Raw genomic sequence first — 24861 nt, forward strand, 5'->3', positions numbered from 1 at the left:
CCTTTTAGATAAATTATAAACATTTTATGTTTATTAATTAATACTTCTTAAGTACTAATTAATAGACATCTTATGTAGTTTTAAGTTGTATTGCTGTCTTTAAAAAATCATCAGATGTTGTCATAGATTTTGAATTAGCTTCAAAAGCTCTTTGTGCAACTATTAGTTTTGTCAATGCTGTTGATGTACTTATATTACTTACTTCCACACTATTTGCAGCTATATTATTTAATATATCTGCATTTTTTGGCTCGCCAGAATCTTTTGTTTGTGTATATAAATTATCACCTGCTGCATTTAAACTTTGTTCATCAGGAAAATAAACAGTTGATACTCTACCTACAACATAAGTATTACTTCCTTGTGTTAGTAATAAAACTCCATCATCTGCAACACTAAATTTTGTATCATTATATGATGCTAAACCTATATTTGTTAATTTTAAGTTTATAGGTTCAAGGGTAAGTGTTGCTTGATTTGGTGCTGGAATACCATTTTGAATATCAAGAAACTTTGCATTTGCTAATTGTACAGCTTGATTTAAAGCATCTCTTGAAGACTCAACCATTGCTAAACCTGAACCTTTAATTGCATCAACTGTATCAACAGTTGCTTCAGTTGCATTTATAGTTGGTGAAGTAATTTTTGTATTTCTTCCTGCTACTAAATTATTAATTGTTAAAGTACTTGTAGCTGGATCAAAAGAAGCGGAATATCCCTCTTCATCTGAAATCTGGTCAGCTAGTTTTTTCATAGTTGTTAAAGCATCAGTATCAAAATTTTGTTTAATTTCAACATTTCCTAGATTCAATCTTAAAACATCATTTTGATTATTTAATTTTGTTTCATAATCTTTGTAATCAATCTTTGATTCTTGAAAAGTAGAAGAAACTGAAACTTCATTTGGGTTAGACTCTAATAATTTCAACTTATCTGTATAATCTTTTTTTAACAATTCAATATCTGAAATAACAGAATTTGCTGTTTTATAATTATTACCTGAAACACCTACATCTGTTGCACTATCTCGATAATCAGTTGATTTAGTATTAATTGATAAAGTTCTATCTTCTTGCGTAATTATTGCTGATGCTAATGGCATAGTATAATTATCACCAAAAGCAGTTGTACCATCAGAAGTTGTTGTAGATATAACTTTTGTTTGAAGTCCCATTACCTCTAAACCTTGATTATTTACAAGCATCCCAGCTTTAGATTCTAAAAAATTTCCAGCTCTTGTATAAAATGTTTTATTTGTATCTGGGTCAGTTACAACAAAAAAACCTTTTCCTTGTATTGCAAAGTCGTATGGATTGTTTGTATCCTTTACTCCGCCTTGTCTAAATGTTTTATTTATTGTTCCTTCTCCAACACCTTTTCCTTCTCCATTTTGATACATTAAATCAGCAAAAGAAATTCTACTTTCTTTATGAGCAATAGTATTTACATTAGCAATGTTATTTGATGTTACATCAACATAATTAGATGCTGCACTAATACCAGATAATGCATTGTATAAACTACCATTCATAATTCTTTTCCTTAGCTATTTGTTGTTGTATCAGATGAACCAGTATTATTTTCAGCTGTAGTTGTATCATCACCAGTTGTTGTATCTGGTGGGTTCGTACTTCCACCTGATCCTGAAGTAGGAGTATAATTAATTCTACTTATGCTACTATATGGGATTCTAGTAGTTTCATTAGCATAAGTTAATTCACCCTTTTCATTTGTAATGATTTCAAGACCCTCTACATAAATTTCGCCATTTATTGATTCTGCTGAACCAATTTGATAAGCTCTTCTAAGTCCATCATCTCCTAATTCATCAGTTTCAACTATTTTACCTATAACATTAGTTGCTGTTGATAAATTCATTTGAGCAAAAGATTGTTGTAATGCTTTCATTGAAGTTGACATATCTAAGTTTGTCTCAATTGTTGACATTTGCATTTGTGAATCAAGCATACTTTGTGAATCCATAGGCTTAGTTGGATCTTGTTGTTTCATTTGTTCTAACATTAAATTTAAAAAATCTTCATTTGTAAGCTTATCATTACTAATAGCTTGTGTATACTGCTGACCGTTTACACCAGTAGCAGTACTTACTTGTACATTATCTGTAGTTGCCATAATTTTCTCCTATAACATATTTTCATCAAAGAAATATCTTACTACATTATCTGAATCCATAGCATCTTGAACTCTAACTGCTAATTTTTCATCAATAACGATAATATCTCCTGTACCAATAATTCTACTGTTAACATAAATATCACCTCCAGCTCCTGCTGCTTTATCAAGTGATAATATGTCACCCTCACCTAAATCTAGGAAGTCTTTAATAGTAATATTTGCACTACCTAGCATTACATCTACTGTAATTTGGGTATCGACTAAAAGATCGTATGCTCTGTCATTAATTTCCATAAATTTAAGTCTCTTTGTTTAAGTTTATAATGAATTATATCACAATGGCTTCTATTAATTTTAATAAAAAATAATAAAAAAGAGTGATTTTTAGATAGTTTTTAGTGTTTTAAGCTAATATTTACTTTTGTAGAATTTTACATTATAGAATCAAGTGATTCTAGCATTGAGTTTACTTTTGCTTCTATATTCCCATCAAAATTTCCTAGGTCACTGGCAATTACAACACCTCCAGCAGTTACATTTCCATCTTGAACTAAAGAGATATGAGTACCTTCAAGATTTAAGTCATTTTTTAGAAGTTCAAAGTCTCTAGGATTTAGATGAATCTTTACTTTTGAAGCAGTTTTTATTTTGTCTAATATATTATGAATAGTCTCTTTTGCTATTTTTGCTGAATTTTCCCCTATTTCTACGGAAATGATTTTTTGAGCTATAGAAATAGATGTTTTAAGTATTTTTGTTTCTAATTGAAAAGTTGCCTGTTCAAAAAAAGCTGCATAATGTTTTAAGTCTTTAATAGCTTGAACCACTTGATGATCTATATCTTTACCACCTGCTAATCCAATATGTTCTAAGCCATCAACTTTTTGTTGAACAGCAGCAATAGTTCCAGCAAGAGCTTTGATCTCAGCTAATATTTGATCACCATTAATACTTACTTGTTTCTCATCTAATTTTGCAACCATTTGCATTTGATCAGTTTGTGTAATTTCACCAGTATTTAAAAAAGTTCCTAATTGAAAGTTTTCAATTCCATCTTTAGATTTAATTACTTTTGCATTAGAGTATACATTGTTTTTTTCCATCTGTTATTCTACTTCCCTCTCAATTACACCCTCTTCAATAAGTTTTTGGGCTGCATCAAGCATTTTTCTTTGAGCTGATTCAATATCTTTAATTTTAACTTTTGTAAGCATTTCAAACTCTTCTTGAAATCTATCACTAGCTCTTTGAGACATTGCACTTCTTACAACTGCAAGATCATCTTCTGTTGCATTTTTCATTGCAACTGCAACATCTGCCATTTCTACATTTTGAAGTATTTTCATTATATCATCTTTATCTAAAGCAAGTAAGTCTTCAAATACAAACATGTTCTCTTTAATTTTTGTAGCTAGGGCGGTATCTACACCATTGATATTTTTAAGTATATCTTGAGACTTAGGTCCCATTCTATTTAACATATCAGCTACAACCTTAACCCCACCAACATCCACAATTGAAGATAAAAGTGATTCTAGCTTTTTTTCTAAAACTATTGAAATAGTTCTTACAACATCAGGAGATACATCTTTTATTGTAGCCATTTGCATTGTAACTTTAACTTTTACATCTTCATCTAACTGATTTAGAACATCAGCCGCACCATTAGCATTCATATGAGCCAAAATAACTGCAATTGTTTGAGGAGATTCTTCTTTAATAAAATCCGCTAATTGCTTTGGATTTATAGCATCAAGATAATTAAATGATTGTGAAGCTAGTTGCATTTTAGATAATTTTGCTAAAATTTCATCTGCATCACTTTTACCTAAAGATTTGTATAAAAGATCTTTTGCATAATCATATCCACCAGAACTAATAAATCCCTTTGTTCTTGTATATAAATGAAACTCTTCCAAAATAGCCAATGAAGTATCTTTATCAATCGAGCCCAATTGTGTAATAGCAGTAGATATATTTTCTACAACATGCCTAGGTAAATGTTGAAAAATTTTAACAGTTGCTTCTTCTCCAATTAATACAAAAAAGGTAGCCACTTTTTGTAGCATTGGCATACCCTTAGTCAATTCATGATCTAGTGGGTTTTGCATCTATCTTCCTTTCTTCTTGTTATTATTGTATTTTTTACCAGTATCTTCTGATAATAACAACTCTATCATTTTTGCCATTTCAGCTGGTTCATTATTGATTATTCTATCAATTTCTTCTATTAAGACTTCATATTTAGCTGCTGATTCTTCATCTAATCCTTCAAGATTATTTAAAATCTGACTTCTTACTTTAGATTTTAACCTACCTTTTGCACTATCTAAATTAAATTCATCTTCTAATTTAGTGTCATCAGTTATACCAGGAATATTAATATCTTTTCCCTTACCAGCTTTTCCAGTTCCTGTAGTTCCAACTCCATCGCCTAGAATAACAACATCATTTTTAACAATAAATTTTCTGTAAAAAATAAACAATAAGATTAAAGCAATTAAATATTGAAAATACTCACTAAACTCAGCTAATATAGCTTTTACCATACCAATTGTATCTCCAGAATCTTCTACAATTGGATTACCATTTTCATCAAGGTTTGCTTTTTTATCATAAGTGACAAATTTGAAATCTTTTACAGTGATTTTATCACCTCTTTTATCATCATAACCTATAGTATCTTGAACCACTTCTACAATATTATTAATAAACTCATCTTTATTTTGAACATCAGTTAAAACGGTAGAATCAAAAGTTACAGCTGCCGTGATTTTATTTATAGTTGCATAATTTTTGTCTTCATGATCTATAACTCTTTTAGAAATCTCATAATTAATTATATTTTTTGAACTTTCATTTTTTGATGAATTAGTTCCACTGTTTCCTTCTGGTTGCGGTGCTTGAATGTTACTTTGAACACCAGGAACTGCTGCTGTATCTTTTACTACTCCATCAGATGAAGAAGTATTTTCAGTAGTTTGTTGACTTCGAATAGTCCCTTCTGGTTCATAAATTTCTTCTTGAGTGTGTTTTTTTGAAAAGTTTAAACTTAGTGAAACCCTAGCGACTACTCTTCCTTTTCCAACAAAAGGTTCTAATAAATCTACAATTTTTCCTTCAAACTCTTTTTCCAATCTTTTTTTATACTTATTTTGAGTCACTGAGCTTAAATTATCTACTTCTTCTTTTGATTGTTCTAAAATTGAACCATCTTGATCTATAAGTTTAATATTTTCTATTGTTAAATTAGGAATTGCAGAAGCAATAAAGTTTTTGATTCCATCAATTTGTTTTTGAGTTAAAAAAACACCTGGTTTTAAACTTAAAACTGCAGATGCAGTAGGAGGTGTTTTTCTTTCAGTAAAAATTGTTTCCTTTGGAATAGCTAACTTTACAGAAGCCCTTAATATACCAGATAAAGATTCTAAGGCTCTTGAAAGTTCACCCTCTAAAGCTCTTAAATATTTAACTTTATTTTCAAAGTTAGTTGTACCTAATGAAGATTTTTCAAAAATTTCCCATCCAACATGTTTATTTGTGGCAGCATCACTTGTCACTAATTTTATTTTCGCAATATTTATAAAATCTTTTGATGTTTTTAAAGTAAGAGAATTACCACTTCCAACAACTGAAAATAAAATTCCAGATGCTTCTAATTCACTTGAAGCTAACATAACTTGGTTTTTTGTAAGATTAGTAGCAATTGTGTAATTTAGTTTACTATCTTCAGCTTTTACATTCGAATAAATTAATAATCCAAGTAGAAGAACCAATAAAAGGGAAAAACCTCCTATTATTACAGCTCTTTGAGCAGAATTTAAATTATTTACAAACTTTAAAAGTTGATCCATATATTATTTATCCTAATTAGTTTTTGGCAGAAGCATCTATAACTGATGTGAAAAAAGTAACATCTTTTCTTATTGAGCCTTGTATTGCTTGAAACATTGTATTATTTTTTGCCATTTCACTCATTTGTGTGTCCAAATTTACATTATTTCCATCATTTTGTTCTTGCAAGTTTTCAACTTCATAAACTTCCATTTTTGAATTTTTGCCATTTTGTTCTTGTGATTTAATATGATTTTGATTGGTTGTTACTAATTTCAAATTTTTTTGTTTATTTTTTTCTTGAAGTTGTGATTCAAAACTTAAATCTTTTGTTTTATAATCAGGAGTATTTATATTAGCAATATTACTAGATATAACCTTTTGTCTCTCTGCTCTATAACTTAATGTGTTAAATAAAAGTTCGCTTACATTACTTGGTTTCATAATTAACCGTTACCTAATTTTTGAATTATTGTTTTATTCATACTATCAATACCTGTTATACCTTTTTGTGCTTGTTCATAGCTTCTTTGAGCTTCAATCAATTGAACCATTGCCATAACACTATTTACATTTGATTGTTCCAGCGAACCTTGAAGCACAAAGTTTTCGTTATCTTCCTCAGCTTGAACTTGTACTGCTGCTTGTTGTTCATCTTTTAACTTATAATTATTATCTCCAAATTTTTCTAAATTATTGTAATCAATATTAAATACTCCAATTGCTTGTTTAAAGCCCTCTTCAATAGCTATAGGTTCGCCATCTGCACTTAAAACATTATTTCCTTTTGAGTCTACTAAAAATCCATCAAGGTTTTTAAATGAACCATCTTTTGTATATTGCACATTTCCATTTTGATCTAAAACTGCAAAAAAAGTTTGAGGTTCTTTCAAAGCAAAATCTAAATCATTTCCAGTTTGCACTATAGGACCTTGTGAACTATTAATAAATTTTTGATCAATTTTAGGAACTTTATTTGTCAATTCATTTATATATTCTGATTTTTTACCCTCAAGATTTGCTTTTAACAAATAGTTGTTAAAAGTGCCTTCAGCTAAGCTTTCTTGTTTAAATCCTATAGTTCTACTATTTGCTAAATTATTAGATACAGTATCAACTCTATTTATTTGATTTACCATAGCAGCTGCTAAAGGGTACATTCCTTGATTCATAATTTAATCCTTACTTTTACCAAATTCTGCAATTAACGATTCTAAATCATCACTATTAAGCAAATCATTAGAAGTATCTCCTGGTAGATGAGTAGCACCAGGAAGATTAACGCTATTAGATTCATCATCAAATATAGAGTTTAATTGACGAGATAGATTTATAACTAGACCCATAACTCGTTCTATTTTTTGTCTGTTTATGTCATGAAATTGCATTAATTCCATTGTTTCAAAAAGTTCTTTATCTCTATTATGAAGTCTTGTTTGAATTTCTTTTGGCTTTTCAAGAAGCTCTTTTACTGACTCTAAATTTTCTGAAAATTCTTTTACATTTGGAAATTTTTGATTTAACATCTCTAGCATTTTGTATTGAGATTGAATAAAACTATCTAAAGATTTAGTTGTTTTTCTAAGCTCTTCATTATCTTCTAGAATATAACTTAATGCATCAAATATTTTAGTTGCCTTTTCTTCTGAGTCGTTAGCAACTTCGCCCAATTGATTAGGGATATTGATTTGTTCAACATTTACTACATTATTCCCTCTTTTTTTGTTTGAAGGTGTAATTGTTATTTCTGGTTCTTCTGGCTCTTCTTTTAGATCAATTTTATCAATTTCATCAATTGATTCTGCATCAAAGTTAAGATCTAAATCTTTTAAATAGTCATCATCAGAGGACTCATTCTCAAGATCTTTATCATTTTCTAATCCTGCAATTAAATCATCAATTTCACTTGTATCAACAGTTTCATTACTATCAGTTTCATTAACAATTTTATTATTTTTTTCATCATTAGAATCAATATTATTAATAAGTGAATCTATTTCCTCACTAGAATCTGAAGATTCTTCTTCAGACTCATCTTCTAGTGAATTTAATAAAGCATCAATATCATTATCTGACATTTTTTGAGCATCGTCTGCTTTGTCTTCTGCTTTTTCAGATGTTACATCTGAATTATCTTCATCATCTACATTTTTATTTGATAAATTTGTTTCTGCAATTAAATTTGCAATATCATCTTCAGACATGTTTTCAGAATCATTTTCATCCGAGGATGTATCATCACTTGTAGAACTTTCATTTTCAGAGATATCTAATCCATTCATTAAGGCTTCGATTTCTTCTTGACTCATACTCATAGTTATGCCTTTTTATTTAACTATTTTTTAAATACACCATCTAATTTTTCTTTTAATATCTCTGCATTAAAAGGTTTAACAATATAATTATTTACTCCAGCTTTTAAAGCAGTAATAACTTCCCCTTTACCGCCTTCAGTAGTAATCATAATTATAGGTGTACTTTGATGATTACCCTCTTTTCTTACTTTTTTAACTAAATCTAAGCCATTCATATTAGGCATATTCCAATCAGTTAAAATAACATCGTATTGTTTGCTAGCCAATTTATTCCAAGCCTTTACTCCATCTTCAGCTTCATCGAAATCTTCTTTATCAATTCCTAACTGCATCACAACATTACCAATAATTCTTCTCATAGTAGAACTATCATCAACTATTAGTATTTTCATTTATACACCTTTGTTAAATTTAAAATTTCTTCTATTATAATTAATTTGTTTTAAATCTATACTTAATATTAAGTATATTTGTCTTCAAATTTATTTGAATTTAAAAATTCTTTAAATATAATGTATAGTATTTTGTCAATAAAGGATTCACCATGATAAAAGGAATGTATACAGCAGCTTCAGGAATGTATGCGCAGCAGCATCAAATTGATGTTACTTCAAATAATATTTCAAATGTAAATACGGCTGGATTTAAAAAAGACAGAGCTGAATTTCAAGATTTAATGTATCAAAGATTAAACTATACAGGTGGTGCCACTAGTCAAGACACTAGAAATCCAACAGGAATTGATGTAGGTTCTGGAGTTAGAATTTCAGGTATACAAAAGTCTTTTACAGAAGGTGACTTACAATCAACAGGTAATGACTTAGACATAGCCATTGAAGGTAAAGGTTTTTTTAGAATAACTATGCCTGATGGAGAAATAGCCTATACTAGAAATGGACAATTCAAAGTTAATAGTGATGGTTCTATAGTAAATGGTAATGGTTACTTATTAGATCCTGAAATTGTTATTCCTGATAATCTTATAAAAATAAATGTAGCTGCAGATGGACTAATTACGGCAACAGATCCAACAACAGGTGAAGAGCAAGAGGTTGGACAAATAACTTTATCTGACTTTGTAAACTCAGCAGGTCTAGAACCATTAGGTGAATCACTTTTTAAAGCAACAACAGCTTCAGGTGATCCAATTGATGCAAATCCTACAGAAGAGCAATTTGGAAATCTTAGACAAGGCTTTGTAGAGATGTCAAATGTAAAACTAGTAACAGAGATGGTAGATTTAATAACTGCACAAAGAGCTTATGAAGCAAATTCAAAAGCAATTCAAACTGCAGATAAGCTATTAACAATAGCAAATCAATTAAAAACTAGTTAATTATTAGGTTAAAATGGATTTAGAAGAATTAAAAAGACTCAGAGAGCGAAATTTTTTAGATCATAAAAAAAAGAAAAGAGAATATTATCTAAAAAAGAAGCTTGAAAAAGAGTCTAACGAATCATTAAAAAAATCTAAACAACAAATTTATGATTATGAAAATGATTTAAATATTGATAATTTCGATTTAAAGATAAAAGAAATTATTAAAAAACAAAAATCTCATGTTGACAGTAGAAAAGATAAAATTATTCAGAAAATAAAAGACTACAGAAACCAGAAAAAAAGCTATTATCTTGAAAATAGAGAAAAAAGATTAGAATATGACAAAGAATACAGAGAAAAGAAAAAAGAAGAATTAAAAGAATACAGAAAAAAATATTACGAAGAAAATAAAGAAAAGATATTACTAAGACAAAAAGAATATAGAAAATCATCATCTAAAGAGTAAAAATGGCAGAAAATAAAGAAAAAACTGAAGCAGAACTTTTAGAAGAAACTATGCAAAACTTAGGTTTAGAAGAAGTTCTTGACGAAAAGAAAAGTGAAGATTTATTAGTTGAGGGAAGAAAGTCTTCTCTTTCCGATGAAGAGATAGAATCTTTAATAAGAGATGACGATCCTTCAGAAGATGAAGAAGTAATAGAAGAGATTCAAAGTAATAGTAATGAACCTAAATCTACAAATTCAAATGAAGATGAAATTTCACCTGTTGATGATATTAACTTAAATAATGCATCCACTAATTATGGTGAAGATATTGAATTAAATGAAGAACTTCCAATTCAGAAAAAACAAAATAAATTTATCAAAATACTTACAATAGCAGTTTCAATATTATTATCTTTAGTTTCAATTGGTGCAGTACTTTATTTAATTGGAGTTTTTGATCCAGAGCCTGTTGTAAAGCAACCAAAAGCACAAGAAGCTAAAGTTCAAAAAGAAGAGTACCAATTTACACCAAATGATATTGATGCAAATAGATTAAACAAAAAACTAAATCTTTTAACAAAATATGAAATAGTTGAAAATTCTACTACAGAAGAACAAAAAGCTCAAGAGAAAGAGAATTTGTACCTTGAAGCAAAAAAACAACTAGAAATGGAAAGATTAGCAAAAATTGAAAAAATAAAAGAAGCTGAAAGAAAAAGAATGGAAGAAGTACTTCCTGCAATTAAGAAAGAAAATATTGATGAAAATATTGATAAACAAATAGATAATGTTATCACAACAAAAGATGATACAAAAGAAGGAGAAAATGTACCTACAGATAGTTCAGATAAAGTTGATGAAAATACTAATCAAGAAACAGAACAACCAACTCTAACAACAGATACGCCAAATGAAGAAACAAAAGTAACTACAAATGCTCAAGTAGAATCAAATAAAGCAGAAGAGACAACTCCTTCAATTGAAGATACTACAAAAGAAAATGAAGTTGTGAAAGTAGAACCTGAAATAGTTAAAGAGAAGGTAAATCAGTTTGTAAAAGTTATAAAGATACAAACAAAAAGTAAAGATATCTATAAATCATTTCTTGACAAAGTTTACTCTGTTAATGATAGTATAACATTGTGTAGGGATTATCAAAATAATGTAGAGATTTTTGTGGGTCCATTCGAAAACGATATAGAAAGAGAAAAAGTTGCTAAAGAATATTTACTTAAATATAATATAAATGTAGAGATTTACGACTATACAACTGAAGAATATGATAAAAGATGTAATTACTAGCTATTTTCTAAAATAGCTTTTGCATCTTTTGCATCAATTTTTTTATTCTTAATATCTACACTTTTGATGTAGTTTTTTTCATAAGGAAGTAAAAAGTTTTTTGGAAGATCTTTTTCCACTAAAGATTTTTCTGTTTTTATTTCAAAATAGTCACCAAGTGGATACCTATGAATTTCAATAATTGTACCTAGAATTTCTTCGTTTTCAATCACCATACAATCTATTAAATCAAACCAAAAAAATTGATCCTTATTTAATTTGCAGTTATCTTTTGTGTCTTCTTCTGTGGTGAATAATTGTTGATTTGTTAGTTTTTTAGCATCATCAATATTATTAATTTCATCGAAAGAAATAATACCTCTTGATTCGTTATAATTCTTTACAGTAAGAGAATTATCTTTATTAGTTGTAAATGTAGCACCTTTTTTAAACTGCTCTGGAAAATCAGAATCAAGGAAGATTTTAATTTCTCCAGTTAATCCTACTGATTTTCCAAGTTTAGCTACATAGATTTTATTTTTCATTTTAAGTTAGTTTGCAACTACTTGTATTTTATATGATACACCATCTTTTGCTTTACAGCCATTAGCCATAGTTTTCAATGCATTTATCATATTTCCATTTTTCCCTATAAGTTTACCCACATCTTGAGTATCTGCACTTATAGTAACTTCAACAAAAGTATCATCTATTTGCTTTTCAGATACTACAATTGAGTCTGGATTACTAGCAATAAGCTTTACGTAGCTTTCAATGAAGTTTTTAATCATATTAAAACTTATTTTGCTTCAGCTAATTTTTTAACTTTTTCAGAAGGTTTAGCACCAACACTTAACCAATAGTTATATCTCTCTTCGTCAAGTTTTAACACTTTTGGTTCTGCTACTGGGTTATAATAACCAATTGATTCAATCCATCCTGAATCTCTTCTTTTTCTTGAATCTGTTACAACGATTCTATAAAATGGTTTTTTATTTCTACCCATTCTTGTTAATCTAATTACTGTCATGTTTTTCCTTTTTTTATTTAATAGTATTGAATTCTAAACTCGTCATTGAAGTTTACAACTCAACACTATTTGTGTTTTAATTTTTATCGTGGTAGACCTTGCATTCCACCAGGACCTTTCATTTGAGACATCATGCTTGATAAGCCTTTCATCCCACCTTTGTTTGATAATTGTTTTGCCATTTTTGATGCACTTTTAAATTGCTTCAAAATTTTATTAACTTGTACTTCTGATAATCCAGAACCCTTAGATAATCTTTTTTTTCTACTTGGATTAAGAAGTGATGGCATTTCTCGCTCTTTTGGAGTCATAGAACCAATTAATGCTTTGATTCTTTTTATCTCATCAGAATTTTCAAAATCCATATCTTTTAGTTGTCCAGCCATTTGTGACATACCTGGAATCATCCCTAAAATTGATTTCATAGAACCTAATTTACTCATCATTTTAAGTTGTTCTAAAAAGTCATTAAAGTTAAACTCACCTTTTTTGATTTTTTTAGTTACTTCTTTTGCTTTTTTCTCATCAATAATTGCTGATGTTTTTTCTGCAAGTCCTTCAATATCTCCAGCACCCATAAGTCTAGAAACAATTCTATCTGGAATAAATACTTCCAAATCTGGCATTTTTTCACCAACACCTATAAATCTTAAAGGAACTCCAACTTGATCAGCTAAAGAGATTGCAACCCCACCTTTAGTATCACCATCATATTTAGATAAAATAACACCATCTATTCCAATTTGTTCTTTAAAAGAAGTTGCAGTTTTTGTTGCATCGTGACCAGTTAATGAATCGGCAACATAAAAAATCTCATCTGGATTTAGGGCATCTTTTACTTTTGATAATTGATTCATTAATTCTGTATCAATTGCTAATCGTCCAGCTGTATCAACTAAAAGTACATCATAAAGTTCTTTTTTTGCTTTTTCTTGAGCAGCTTTTGCAATTTTTACTGGATCTTTTTCATTGTCATCAAAATATAAATCAACTTCAATTTGTGCACAGATTTGTTTTAGTTGTTCAACTGCTGCTAGTCTTTGTAAATCACAAGCAGCTATTAAAACTTTTTTCTTTCTTTGTTTTAAATAATTTGCAAGTTTACCAGTTGTTGTTGTTTTACCTGAACCTTGAAGCCCAGTCATTAAAACAGTTGTTGGAGGAGTATTTGAGAATACAAAACCTTGATTACCCTCAGCTGTTAAAATGCTTGTTAAATTCTCTTGTAAAGCTTTTAAAAAGGCGTTTTGACCTATTCCTAACTCTTTTGTTCTTAATTCAACATTGTTGATTAAATCTCTTGTAGTTTTATGGTGTACATCTGCTTTTAATAGTGCTTTTCTAAGTTCAGTTGTTGCTTTTTTTAATGATGCTGCATCATCTTTAAATCTTACTTTATTTACTGCACTTTTAATCGACCCAGTTATTACATCAAACAAAACTCTACTCCATTTTTAAAATTGAGTGATTTTACTAAAGTTTAACTTTATATATCTTTAATTGAGTCGATTTTAAGTTAAATTTAAATAATAAATTTAACTTTTTATCTCTTTTATAGCTATTTTAAGGGTTTTTAGGAATTTTCATAAATTATCAAACCTTAAATTTTATTTAAAGTCCATAGATGTTAAATTCTCTAGGAACCTTTGCTTCAAATGTATAATTAAATATTTTAGTTATTTTTGAGTGTAATAAAACTCTATTTACTTGAGGTGAAGGTTTCCCATAAACATTATCACCTATAATAGGATAGTCAATATAATTTAAGTGAACTCTAATCTGATGAGTTCTTCCTGTATCAATCACAACTTTAATTTTTGATTTATTCCCTTCAATAAGCATTGGGTAAACTGTAGTTTTAGCGCTTTTACCTTTTTTAATATCCACTTTACTTCTAGCAACACCTTTGTTGTTTTTAATAGTTAAAATTGGTTTATCAACTACAATTTCATCAATAACTTTTCCCTCAACTATAGCAACATATTCTTTATATACTGCATTATTTTTAAACTCTCTTATAGCTTTTGTTTGAAACTCTTCATTTTTTGCAAAAAGCATAACTCCACTTGTCTCTTTGTCTAATCTATTTAATAATAAATAATTGGGAAACTTTCTTGACACTTCATCTGCAGTTAAAAAAGCTGGTTTATCTACAGCCAAGATATCATCATCTTGAAATATTACTTTTATAGGTGCTACATCTTTTACTATAAATTTTGTATTTTCAGAGATGTCACCCCTTGCAATTAGAACTTTTTTATCTCCAACTTTTACTAAGCCTTTATCAATCAAATCTTTCGCTTTACTATTTGATATATTTTCTTGTTTTGCTAATACTTTATAAGCTTTATCTTGTCCCATTTATTTCCCTTAATATTGGTTCTATTGTTCCCCTCTCTTTTAAAGAGGCTGTTTTTAGATTTTTTATATCTCTCATTATATCTTTTAATTGAGAGTTTTCTACAATTTTATAATTCTCAATACACTCAAAAAGAGCTTTTTGATTAAAGTAATTTTTACCACTTATCACCCTGCAATTAAAAAATGCAGGTTCAACGGGATTGTGTCCACCAATTTTTTCAAATGCCCCGCCAAGTATAACTGCATCTGATATTTCATAGATATTATTTAACTCACCCATAACATCTACTAAAATTATATCACTTGAAAAATCATTTTTCAAGGAAAATTTATGATAAGTAATATCTTTATCTTTTACAAAATCATTTATAAGAAGATTTACTTTCTCAAATCTTTCTGGGTGTCTGGGGACAATAATCAACTTCCCAAACTCTTTTTCATAAGAATTTAAAATTAGTTCTTCTTCTTTTTCATGGGTGCTACCAGCTGTTATTATAAATTCATTTGTTTTTTTGTATTTATTAGTTCTTTTTGGTAATGTAGCTAATTTTATATTTCCTATTACCTCAATATTTGTTGCACCCAACTCTTCAAGTCTATTTTTGTCAATTTCACTTTGAGCAAATACTTTATCAATATTTTTAAAAATTCTTTTATAAAACCAAGAAAACTTTTTATATGAAGAGTATGATCTATCACTAATTCTTGCATTTATCAAAATAGTTTTTGTTTTTTTAATTTTTGCAACTAAAAAAAGCATATACCAAAGTTCTGCTTCCATCACTAATAAAACTTTTTGTTTTTTTATCCAAAATGGAAGTAAAAGTTCATATGGCAAAAATCTAACATTTTTACTCAATTTTTCAGCCTCTTCAAAACCTGTATTTGTAATAACTGATATATTAACATCTTCATTTAAAGCTTCAATAATTGGTTTTATTGCTTTTGTTTCACCAAAAGAGCAAACATGAAACCAAATTTTTGATTCACTAAAAGAGTTATTATCTTTTAAAAAAAATCTTGCAGGTAGAGCTTTTTTATATTTTTTGTTTTTTGACTTAAATAAAATAAAGGGGATTGCTAAAATATATAGTAGTAAAGATACTAAAAAATAAAATATCGAAAAGAGGCTCAAGATTAAGCCTCTACAGTTTCTTCTTCTTTATAAATTATTCTTCCACAATGTGGACAATTGATAATTTCTTCTGATTTAATTACTTCTGCATATGTTTGATCACTAATTTTCATAAAACAACCATAACAAGCCTGTTTTTTAACAGGAACAACTGCTGTATCTTTTGCCCATCTTTTGATTTTTTCATAGAAAGTTAAAACTTTATTGTCAAAATCAGCTAATAATTCTGATCTATCTTGATAAACAACATTTCTTTCTTTATTAATCTCTTCTATAGCACTATCAACAGCTACTTGTAACTCTTTTATTCCAGTTTCTTCTTCAGTTAATTTGTCTTGTAACTCTTTTAACTCTTCTTCTTTTACAGTTGATAGTTTATCAAGTCTTTCAATCTCTTCATTTGCAAATGAAATTTGTTCTTTTGCAATCTCTTCTTCTAATTGTAAAGCTTTAACTTCTTTTTCTGTTTGAACTATTGCACCTTTTTTAGATATATCATCTAATTTCGATTTTAATTCAGCTAAGTGAATATTATTTTTAGTTCTTTTTGATTTTATCTCATCAATTTGAGCATAAGTGTCATTTATACCTTTTTTAATCTCTTCTGCTATCTCAACAAAAGTTGCTAATTTTTCTTTTTCGTTGTCAATTTGTGGTTCAAATGAACTAATTTTGCTGTCAAATTTTGATAATTTGATTAAATCCTCTAAATACTTGTTCAACCGTTTCTCCTTGTATTATAAAAACTGAATGGATTTTTTGAATTCGCCATTATAGCTGTTAATTTATTTTTTTTCAAATATTTTTCAATAAGAGAGTATAAAAGTTCTGTAAAATGCTGTTCACTTTCATAATGTCTTATATCAATTAATGATATTCCTCTTGTTTTAGCATCCATTGCATCATGATATTTAATGTCTCCTGTTAAAAAACAATCAGCATCAACTTCCGATAGCATAGACATTCCTGCCCCTGTAACTAAGGCAACTCTTTTTACCTCATCACTACATTTTACAAATTTCAATTCTTCAATATTTAATTTTTTTGAAATTTCTTCACAAAATTTATCAAATGAAGAATTTACCTTGGCATATGAGATATATTCTTCATTATTTTCTAAATTTAGGCCTAAAATCTCTTTTCCAACATATTTATTTAAATGTGTTTTATCAATATTTGTGTGCATTGAAATCAGTGAAATATTTTTTTGTATCAAACTTCTTAAAATCTTTGTAGAGTAAGAATCAAAATTTACTCTTTTCAAAGGTGCAAAAATCAAAGGATGATGAGTTATCACTAAAGAATTTTCTTCCATATTAGAAACTAATTCTTCATCTAAATCTATACTAATATAAACTTTATTTATCTCTTCATCAAAAGCACCTACAACTAGTCCTGAATTATCCCATTTTTCTTGTAAAGAAAAAGGTGAAAGTTCATCTAAATAGTCATAAATCTCTTTGATTTTCATTATTTTCCAATTCTTTTTAATCTATCTTGCTCTTGTTCTTTATATAATAAAGCACAACCTTGTGAAAGTTCTCGCACTTTTAAAATATAATTTTGTCTCTCAGTTACAGATATTGCTTTTCTTGCATCAAGTGTATTAAAAGCATGACTTGCTATCATGCATTGATCATATGCAGGAAGAGGAAGTCCGTGCGCTAAACATGACTTACACTCATTAAAAGCATCATCAAAATGTTTAAATAGCATATCTACATTTGCTACTTCAAAATTATATTTAGAAAATTCATATTCTGCTTCTTTATGAACATCTGCATATGTTGTTTTGCCATGTTCATTTTCATTCCAAACTATATCAAATACAGAATCAACCTCTTGTAAATACATAGCTAATCTCTCAGTACCGTATGTAATTTCAACGGCAACTGGATCACAAGCTATTCCACCTACTTGTTGGAAGTATGTGAATTGAGTAACTTCCATACCATCAAGCCAAACTTCCCATCCAAGTCCCCAAGCTCCTAATGTGGGAGATTCCCAGTTATCTTCTACGAATCTAATATCATGTTTAGAAACATCTAAACCTAAATATTCTAAAGATTGTAAATATAAATCTTGGATATTATCTGGACTTGGTTTGATTAAAACTTGAAATTGATAGTAAGCCCCTAATCTATTTGGGTTTTCTCCATATCTTCCATCAGTTGGTCTTCTGCTTGGTGCTACATATGCTGTACTCCAAGGTGTTGAGTCTAAACTTCTTAATAGTGTTGCAGGATGAAATGTCCCAGCTCCTGCTGGTATATCATAAGGCTGAACAATATTGCAACCTTGCTCTGCCCAAAATTGTTGTAATTTTAAAAGAAGTTGTGAAAATGTAATCATCTAATTTATCCCTAAAGCTTTGTTTTTTATTTTTCAAAATGCAAATATCACACTATAAAAAATAGTGTGATATTTTAAACTATATTAGTACTTCTATACTTTTAGAATCAACTTCTACAGCTTTACTTTTTACTATTCTATCTTCTTTTAATTTTATAGCAAGTTCTTTATCTGTAATTGCTAAGATTTGAATAGCTAGGTATGCAGCATTAATAGCTCCAGCTTTTCCTAAAGCAACGGTAGCAACAGGCATTCCTGAAGGCATTTGAACAGTTGAAAGCATAGCATCCATACCATCCATTGCACCACCTTTCATAGGTACTCCAATAACAGGCTTAGTTGTAGCAGAAGCTAATGCACCAGCAAGGTGTGCAGCCATTCCAGCAGCAGCAATAAATGCTATTGCACCTTTCTCTTCAGCTTCTTTAATGTAAGTTTTAGTTCTCTCAGGAGATCTATGTGCAGAAGAGATTATCATTTCATATTGAACATTGAATTGCTCCAATGTTTCAGCACAGTTTTTCATAATTTCATAGTCAGATTTACTACCCATAATAATAGAAACAAAATTCATATTTTTCCTTTAGTATTTTTTATAAATAGTGGCGATTATATCAAAAATAGCCTAATTATTTTATAAATTTATAAAGCTAATTCTTTTGCCCTTTTAAAATCCTTTTTCCCACTTCCTAATTTTGGTATATCTTCCACAATTTTTATACTTGAAGGAATCATTAATTTATTATCAAATTTTTTGATAATCTCATCTTTTAACTTTGCAACTTCTTTTTCACTTACATTAGAAATAAGTAATATAATCTTTTCACCTTTTTTTTCATCTTCTATGGAAGTAACTATAAAATCAACTTCTGAGTTTTCATCTTCAAATAAAAGTTTTGAAATCTTATCTTCAACACTTGCTAAACTTATCATTTCTCCACCCAATTTTGCAAACCTTGAATATCTGTCTACTATTGTAATAAAACCATCTTTATCAACTCTTCCTTTGTCACCTGTGATATAAAAAGTTTTACTATTGATTGTTTTTAATACTTTTGATGTTTTTATTTCATCTTTTAAATAAGCTTTCATAACTTGAATTCCAGAGATGATAATCATACCCTCTTCACCTGTTTCTAACTCTTTAAAACTATCAGGATCTACTATTTTTATGATTGTTCCTGGTATTGGCATACCTACACTTCCTTTTTTTGATCCCACTTGAATAGAACCATCACTTGATAATGTATCTGGAATATTGCAAGCAACTACGGGAGAAGTTTCACTTGTCCCATATCCTTCTAAAATCTCTTTTTCAAACTTATTTTTAAAATCAACTCTTACCTCATCCCTTAATTTCTCAGCTCCAGCTACTGCAAGTCTAATACTTGAAAACATAGCTTTATTTACTTTTGGATTTTTTGTATAAAGTCTATAAAATGTTGATGTTCCAAACATAATTGTAGCTTTATATTCATCAATTAGTTTTCCCAATCCAAAGCCGTCAGTTGGATCTGGGTGGGCTACACATTTAATCCCTTCAATCAAAGGTAAAAAAGTGGTTACAACTATACCAAAAGCATGAAATAAAGGTAGTGAACCTACAATAATATCATCATGTGTTGCATTTACTATTGTAGCTATTTGTTGTGAGTTACCCAAGATATTATCACTTGTAAGTTCGATTCCCTTTGGTAAATCTTCGCTTCCAGATGAGAATAAAATCATAACAATATCATCTTTTTTGATTTTTGTTAAATAAAGAGGTTTTAATAAGAATGCTGGAAAAAATTTAATACTAAGAAGAGTAAATAAGCCAGATACTTTTGATATCTTCTCTTTTAACTCTTCCACATAAACTACATCAACTAAGTCAAATATTTCCCTTACATCTATACCTTTATTTTTCAATTTTTCAACAAATTTTTTTGAAGCAATTATTGTTTTGATTTCTGCTTGTAAGATAGCTTGCTTTATTGAGCTTAACTCACTTGTATAGTTTAAGTTTACAAGGGTTTTTCCCAACATCAGACATGAATAATTTATAAACGCTCCTGCTACTGTTGATGGTAAAAGTAAACCTACATTTTTTCCTTGTATCTTTTTATTTAGTAAATTTTTAAATAAAATTGAGGCTGTGAGAAATTTATTACCTGATAGATTTACTCCCGTAGAATCTGCAAAAATCATCTCACTTGATACAGATTTTAATCTATCAAAAATAACTTCATTTAATGGTGCTAGGTTATTTATATGTTCTTGCCATGCAATTGTTGAAAGATTTACAATCTCTTGTTTTACACTTATTACATTTGCTTTTTCTTTTTTAACTCTTTTCCCAAATGATATGGTTACACTATTTACTTTAGATGATTTTTTGTATTTTTTACTAGCTCTTGAAAAAACTGTCTCCCAAAGACCTCTTATATAAAAAGGAACTACTCGTACATCACTAGTAGTTAGTTCTAATATCTTTTCAAATCCTTTTTTAAACTCTCCTAAATGGCCATTTCGTGTAATTCCTCCCTCAGGAAAAAGTACAACTATACTTCCTTTATCTAACTCATTTGCAATTATTTTAATTGTATTTTTGCTTCCTGTAATTCCAATAGGTATTGCTTTAAACATCTTTAAAATCCAATTTAAGTACCATTTTTCATAAATTGGTTTATGCATTACAAACTTAACTTCCCTAGGAACTGACATCAGTACAACTGCCCAATCTATCCATGAAACATGATTCCCAAGTAAAAGTACTCCACCGCTTGAAGGAATATTTTTTATTCCACTTACTTCAAGTTTATACTTTAATCCAATAACACTTTTTAAAAAAAGTAAGATTAAAGATTGAGGTAATTTTATTACTGTATAAGCTGTCCCAACTATAGTAATAAATAAAATCAGATATATTGTATTTAATGGGTCCAAATTATAAAAAGATACAACTGTAGTCATACACAACATCAAAAACATAGAAACAGAATGAAACCAATTATTACCAGCTAAAATTGTTCCTAATATCTTTTTCTTTGCATTAAATTGAATTAAAGCATTTAAAGGAACAACAAACATTCCTCCAAATATTCCAAAAATGAAAAATGAGACACCTATTAGAAATGGACTTTGTGCTATAGTTGCTGTATAAATAGTAGTTGCCATTCCTAAAGCTGATAAAGGTATAGTTCCCACTTCTATATAGTGTTTTGAAATTCTAGAATAAAGTATAGAACCTATTGCTATACCAATTCCAGATACTCCAATAACTGCATTTATTACAAACACATCAGTAACATTTAAATACTCTTTTGCAAAAGATGGGAAAACAGCCATCATACCTTGTGATATTCCCCAAAATACAGAAAGCCCAATAACTGATAAAAATATCACACTATTTGAAGATAACACTTTTATATTTTTACCTAATAGTTTTCCCTTTAATAACTCACTCTTATTTAAAGATAGTTCTTCATCTCTTTTGTAATAAGTATTCACTCTTCTTAAGACTAGAAAAGAGACAAACATCTCTAAAAATGCCACAGGCAAAATATAATAAGTCAAAGGTAAGATTGCATATAAAAGTTCTTCTTTTGTACTTAATAATTCAAGATGCTTACTATTATAAAAACCTTCAAAAAAGTATGAAGCTCCTGCTATTGAAAAAAGTATTGCTATTATTGATATAGCTTGCAGGGCAGAGTTTCCACTTGATAGGTTTTTCTTTCCATATATATCTAAAATCAAACCAAATTTTGCAGGTGAGTATATAGCACTTTGAGTAGCTAATAAAACCAAAACAAACATTGCTAAATAAAAGTTTGAAATAGCATAAGCAAATATCATAAGAATTGATAATGAAAAGGAAGATACAGCCCCATATATCAAAATATTTTTTTTATTATATTTGTCTGAGAGGTATCCACTTAGTGTGAATAAAAGTACATAAGGAATAAGAATCAAAGCATTTATAATAGATATCCAAATTACTTGAGTACTTCCATCAAATATCTTAAAAGCAATATTTTGTAAAAATATTTTATGGGCAATATCAACCACAACATTACAAAATACTACAAACAAAAAGGCGAATTTTATTACTACTAAATTATTTATTTTACCTATCATCTATTTTTCATCACAAATTTCATTTAACACTCCAATAAATGTACATATTATGAAGTATAAATATTTATGAATAATAAGTCAAGTTAAAATTTTAATGTGAAACCAAATTGTAATTATTTAATTTTAACTTTTTTCTTTGAAAATGAATCTAATGAATAAATAATAAGAGCTAACCAGATTAAACAAAAGGTTACTAATTTATCAAAATTAAACTCTTCATGATAGATAAACACAGCAGTAAAAAAAGAAACTGTAGGAGCAATGTATTGAAAAAAACCTAATGTAGCAAGTTTCATTCTTGTAGCTGCTCCATTAAATAATAACAAGGGAATAACAGTTACTAGCCCTGCAAGAACTAGCATAAAAGAGACATAAACTCCACTATTTTCACCAAAAGCTATTCCTTTAGTATTATAAATATAAATTAAATATGCACCTGCAAAAGGTAATAATAAAAGAACTTCTACAAATAGACCTACGATAGAACCTACATTTATTTTTTTTCTTATCATTCCATATATAGCAAAAGAGACAGCTAAGGATAAAGAAACTATTGGAATATAACCTAACGTTATTAACTGGTATAATATCGCTAAGATAGCTATAAAGATTGCTAGATATTGATATTTTGTCATTCTTTCATTGAAAAATAAAAAGCCAAATAAGACATTTACAAGTGGATTTATATAATATCCAAGTGAAGCCTCTAATATTCTATTATTTGTTATTGCCCAAATAAATATAAGCCAATTTATTGATACAAAAAGTGTAGATAAAAATAGGTTTCTTATTTGCCTAAAATCTTTTATAATATTAAAAAAAGCAATAAGTTCTTTTTTGAAAAAGAAAAAAGGCAAAAGGGTAATAACTGAAAATAAAACTCTATAAACTAATATCTCAATTGGTTCTACAGAAGAAACTTCTTTAAAATATATTGGAGATAAACCACCCCAAAATAAAAATGCAAATATTGCATAAAGTTGACCTAATCTTTCATTACTCAAGTGCACTCTTTATCGTTTTTGAAACTATATCAAAACTTGAGTAAATAAAAGTACTTTTTCTTAGTATTATTTAAATATTTTTTTAAGTATTGGAATACGAGATAAAACAAACATATCCAATAATAAAACACAAACTAAAGTAATACCTACTAATGGGAAAAATAAAGAAAGGGCTAACATAAGAATCATAGCATTATGCCAATGGGGCAATTTACTTGGAATAGCCGGAGGAACTAATTTAAATCCAGATTTTTCAGGTCTTCTTTTCCACCACATAATAACACCTGTAATACTTAAAATTATAACTGATAGACAAATTATTGTATTAATTATAAGATTCCAAATAGTTACCAATCCCATATGAATAGGAATAGATACAGCCATAGTTTTACCTGCAAGTGAATAATCATCAAAAGTAACCTTTGCTAAAACTTTTCCTGTATATCTATCCACATGGACTGTTTTGTCTGCAAAAGGATTTTGAGCATCACTATTCATGGTATCTTGATTTATTGTCCATACACCTGTTTTTCCTTTTGGAAAAGATACTCTATATCTTCCTTCAAAACCAATTCTTTGGGCAAGTCTTTCAATACTATCTATATTTACAGCTTTGTTTGGAAGTGTCCCATCTACTCCTAATTTTGAACCAGAAGCAGGAAGAGGAGTCTCTTCTATTGCCCAAGGCATTCCAGCTGATGGACCATAGTTTAATGAAGCATGAGTTTCACTAGAAAGTGGTATATTATCCCACTTTTGGGCAGGGAAAGTACTCCATGCTTGGAAAATTTTTCCACCCCAAATACCAGTCCAAGACATACCAGATAATAAAAATAGAAAAAAGAAAATAGATACATAAACTCCAAGTGAGACATGTACTTCTTTCCAAAAAAGACGACCTTTTAGTGATAGTTTTGGAATCAAAGAATCTCTTATTTTCCTATCCTTTGGCCACCAAAGATAAACTCCTGTGATAATTAAAATAATAGCAAAGCCAGCAGCTATTTCTAATATCCTATCACCAATAGTTCCTAAAAGCAAATCACTATGAATAGCATCAGCTAAATCATACCAACCTTGTCTTCTTAGCCATTCATTTACAATCTCTCCATTATATGGATTTACTGCAACCATAGATTGGCTACCATCAGAATCTTTTATTCGAAAAACATTTACTCTATTTGGTTCAGAGGCTTTTATCCACTCTACTAATTTTCCTTTTGGGTGAGTGGCTAGTGCGATGTTTGATTGTTCTTGTAAGGTAAGCATAATAGCATTTGGTGGTACAGGAACAGTTACTCTCTCCCCATCTCTTCCATCAAAATAACCAATATACATCATAAGCATACCAGTTACTGCAAGTAACAACATAAAAGGTGTTACAAATATTCCTGCATAAAAATGCCAGCGCCAAGCGGCTTTATAAAAAAGTGTATCTTCATTTACTTTTTTATATTTACTAGATGTTCCTATATCCATCTTCTCTATCCTTCATACAAACTAAAATTTAAGTCTGAAAGGTT

At 28.8% G+C, this 24861-nt stretch carries 26 protein-coding genes; 3 read left to right on the forward strand and 23 right to left on the reverse strand.

The window, feature by feature from the left end; genetic code table 11:
• Positions 1-70 precede the first annotated feature (70 nt).
• From CRU95_RS12215 to CRU95_RS12260, 10 genes are all read right to left on the reverse strand, one after another.
• Positions 71-1531, reverse strand: coding sequence for a flagellar hook-basal body complex protein (locus CRU95_RS12215; RefSeq protein WP_129101396.1), 1461 nt, complete (start codon positions 1529-1531; stop codon positions 71-73).
• An 11-nt stretch (positions 1532-1542) separates the two neighbouring features.
• A complete protein-coding gene (locus CRU95_RS12220; protein ID WP_129101397.1) occupies positions 1543-2133 on the reverse strand; it encodes a flagellar hook assembly protein FlgD in 591 nt (196 codons plus the stop codon).
• A 9-nt stretch (positions 2134-2142) separates the two neighbouring features.
• A complete protein-coding gene (locus CRU95_RS12225; RefSeq protein ID WP_013136293.1) occupies positions 2143-2430 on the reverse strand; it encodes a FliM/FliN family flagellar motor switch protein in 288 nt (95 codons plus the stop codon).
• 137 nt (positions 2431-2567) lie between these two features.
• Positions 2568-3239 (reverse strand): FliH/SctL family protein, encoded by a 672-nt coding sequence (locus CRU95_RS12230; protein WP_129101398.1) that lies wholly within the window; start codon positions 3237-3239, stop codon positions 2568-2570.
• A 3-nt stretch (positions 3240-3242) separates the two neighbouring features.
• A complete protein-coding gene (gene fliG / locus CRU95_RS12235; protein WP_129101399.1) occupies positions 3243-4247 on the reverse strand; it encodes a flagellar motor switch protein FliG in 1005 nt (334 codons plus the stop codon).
• A complete protein-coding gene (fliF, locus tag CRU95_RS12240; RefSeq protein ID WP_129101400.1) occupies positions 4248-5990 on the reverse strand; it encodes a flagellar basal-body MS-ring/collar protein FliF in 1743 nt (580 codons plus the stop codon). It abuts the gene before it with no gap.
• Positions 5991-6006: 16 nt separating this feature from the next.
• Positions 6007-6414 carry a flagellar basal body rod protein FlgB gene (gene flgB / locus CRU95_RS12245; RefSeq protein ID WP_129101401.1) on the reverse strand — a complete coding sequence of 136 codons (408 nt, stop codon included), beginning with the start codon at positions 6412-6414 and terminating at the stop codon, positions 6007-6009.
• A gap of 2 nt (positions 6415-6416) precedes the next feature.
• Positions 6417-7142: a flagellar hook-basal body protein gene (locus tag CRU95_RS12250; RefSeq protein ID WP_129101402.1), complete on the reverse strand. Its 726-nt coding sequence runs from the start codon at positions 7140-7142 to the stop codon at positions 6417-6419.
• A gap of 3 nt (positions 7143-7145) precedes the next feature.
• Positions 7146-8285 carry a hypothetical protein gene (locus tag CRU95_RS12255; protein ID WP_129101403.1) on the reverse strand — a complete coding sequence of 380 codons (1140 nt, stop codon included), beginning with the start codon at positions 8283-8285 and terminating at the stop codon, positions 7146-7148.
• Positions 8286-8305: 20 nt separating this feature from the next.
• On the reverse strand, positions 8306-8677 hold the full coding sequence (locus CRU95_RS12260) for a response regulator (protein WP_129101404.1): 372 nt from the start codon (positions 8675-8677) through the stop codon (positions 8306-8308).
• A 152-nt stretch (positions 8678-8829) separates the two neighbouring features.
• Between CRU95_RS12260 and flgG the strand changes: the two genes are divergently transcribed.
• The 3 genes from flgG to CRU95_RS12275 are packed head-to-tail and all read left to right on the forward strand — an operon-like array spanning position 8830 to position 11355.
• Positions 8830-9621, forward strand: coding sequence for a flagellar basal-body rod protein FlgG (flgG, locus tag CRU95_RS12265; protein WP_129101405.1), 792 nt, complete (start codon positions 8830-8832; stop codon positions 9619-9621).
• Positions 9622-9634: 13 nt separating this feature from the next.
• Entirely contained in the window at positions 9635-10072 is a 438-nt protein-coding gene (locus CRU95_RS12270) for a hypothetical protein (RefSeq protein WP_013136302.1), read from the forward strand.
• Positions 10073-10074: 2 nt separating this feature from the next.
• Entirely contained in the window at positions 10075-11355 is a 1281-nt protein-coding gene (locus CRU95_RS12275; RefSeq protein WP_129101406.1) for a hypothetical protein, read from the forward strand.
• On the opposite strand, the gene rimM is transcribed toward CRU95_RS12275, so the two are convergent.
• The 13 genes from rimM to CRU95_RS12340 all read right to left on the reverse strand — a co-directional run bounded on the left by rimM (position 11352) and on the right by CRU95_RS12340 (position 24817).
• Entirely contained in the window at positions 11352-11879 is a 528-nt protein-coding gene (gene rimM, locus CRU95_RS12280; protein ID WP_129101407.1) for a ribosome maturation factor RimM, read from the reverse strand. The two genes, CRU95_RS12275 and rimM, sit on opposite strands and share 4 nt — an antisense overlap.
• A 6-nt stretch (positions 11880-11885) precedes the next feature.
• The gene (locus CRU95_RS12285; protein ID WP_129101408.1) at positions 11886-12125 is read right to left on the reverse strand and encodes a KH domain-containing protein; all 240 of its coding nucleotides are present in this window, start codon (positions 12123-12125) and stop codon (positions 11886-11888) included.
• A gap of 8 nt (positions 12126-12133) precedes the next feature.
• On the reverse strand, positions 12134-12364 hold the full coding sequence (gene rpsP, locus CRU95_RS12290; RefSeq protein WP_013136306.1) for a 30S ribosomal protein S16: 231 nt from the start codon (positions 12362-12364) through the stop codon (positions 12134-12136).
• An 83-nt stretch (positions 12365-12447) separates the two neighbouring features.
• A complete protein-coding gene (ffh, locus tag CRU95_RS12295; protein ID WP_129101409.1) occupies positions 12448-13803 on the reverse strand; it encodes a signal recognition particle protein in 1356 nt (451 codons plus the stop codon).
• 172 nt (positions 13804-13975) lie between these two features.
• Positions 13976-14725, reverse strand: coding sequence for an RluA family pseudouridine synthase (locus tag CRU95_RS12300; protein WP_129101410.1), 750 nt, complete (start codon positions 14723-14725; stop codon positions 13976-13978).
• Positions 14712-15860 carry a lipid IV(A) 3-deoxy-D-manno-octulosonic acid transferase gene (gene waaA, locus CRU95_RS12305; protein ID WP_309109223.1) on the reverse strand — a complete coding sequence of 383 codons (1149 nt, stop codon included), beginning with the start codon at positions 15858-15860 and terminating at the stop codon, positions 14712-14714. The genes CRU95_RS12300 and waaA overlap by 14 nt, the downstream gene beginning before the upstream one ends.
• 2 nt (positions 15861-15862) lie before the next feature.
• On the reverse strand, positions 15863-16582 hold the full coding sequence (locus tag CRU95_RS12310; RefSeq protein WP_129101412.1) for a zinc ribbon domain-containing protein: 720 nt from the start codon (positions 16580-16582) through the stop codon (positions 15863-15865).
• A complete protein-coding gene (locus CRU95_RS12315) occupies positions 16579-17331 on the reverse strand; it encodes a Nif3-like dinuclear metal center hexameric protein (protein WP_129101413.1) in 753 nt (250 codons plus the stop codon). The genes CRU95_RS12310 and CRU95_RS12315 overlap by 4 nt, the downstream gene beginning before the upstream one ends.
• Positions 17331-18212 (reverse strand): glycine--tRNA ligase subunit alpha, encoded by an 882-nt coding sequence (glyQ, locus tag CRU95_RS12320; RefSeq protein WP_129101414.1) that lies wholly within the window; start codon positions 18210-18212, stop codon positions 17331-17333. Before glyQ ends, CRU95_RS12315 begins: the two co-directional genes overlap by 1 nt.
• A gap of 79 nt (positions 18213-18291) precedes the next feature.
• Positions 18292-18786: a 5-(carboxyamino)imidazole ribonucleotide mutase gene (gene purE / locus CRU95_RS12325; protein WP_129101415.1), complete on the reverse strand. Its 495-nt coding sequence runs from the start codon at positions 18784-18786 to the stop codon at positions 18292-18294.
• A gap of 68 nt (positions 18787-18854) precedes the next feature.
• Complete coding sequence (locus CRU95_RS12330; protein ID WP_258238708.1) at positions 18855-22334, reverse strand: acyl-[ACP]--phospholipid O-acyltransferase; 3480 nt, start codon at positions 22332-22334, stop codon at positions 18855-18857.
• 113 nt (positions 22335-22447) lie between these two features.
• The gene (gene rarD, locus CRU95_RS12335; RefSeq protein WP_258238709.1) at positions 22448-23344 is read right to left on the reverse strand and encodes an EamA family transporter RarD; all 897 of its coding nucleotides are present in this window, start codon (positions 23342-23344) and stop codon (positions 22448-22450) included.
• 60 nt (positions 23345-23404) lie between these two features.
• The gene (locus tag CRU95_RS12340; protein ID WP_129101417.1) at positions 23405-24817 is read right to left on the reverse strand and encodes a PepSY domain-containing protein; all 1413 of its coding nucleotides are present in this window, start codon (positions 24815-24817) and stop codon (positions 23405-23407) included.
• Positions 24818-24861: the final 44 nt, after the last annotated feature.

This window comes from Arcobacter sp. F2176, assembly GCF_004116465.1.
In the GTDB taxonomy this organism is placed as follows: domain Bacteria; phylum Campylobacterota; class Campylobacteria; order Campylobacterales; family Arcobacteraceae; genus Arcobacter; species Arcobacter siniprincipis.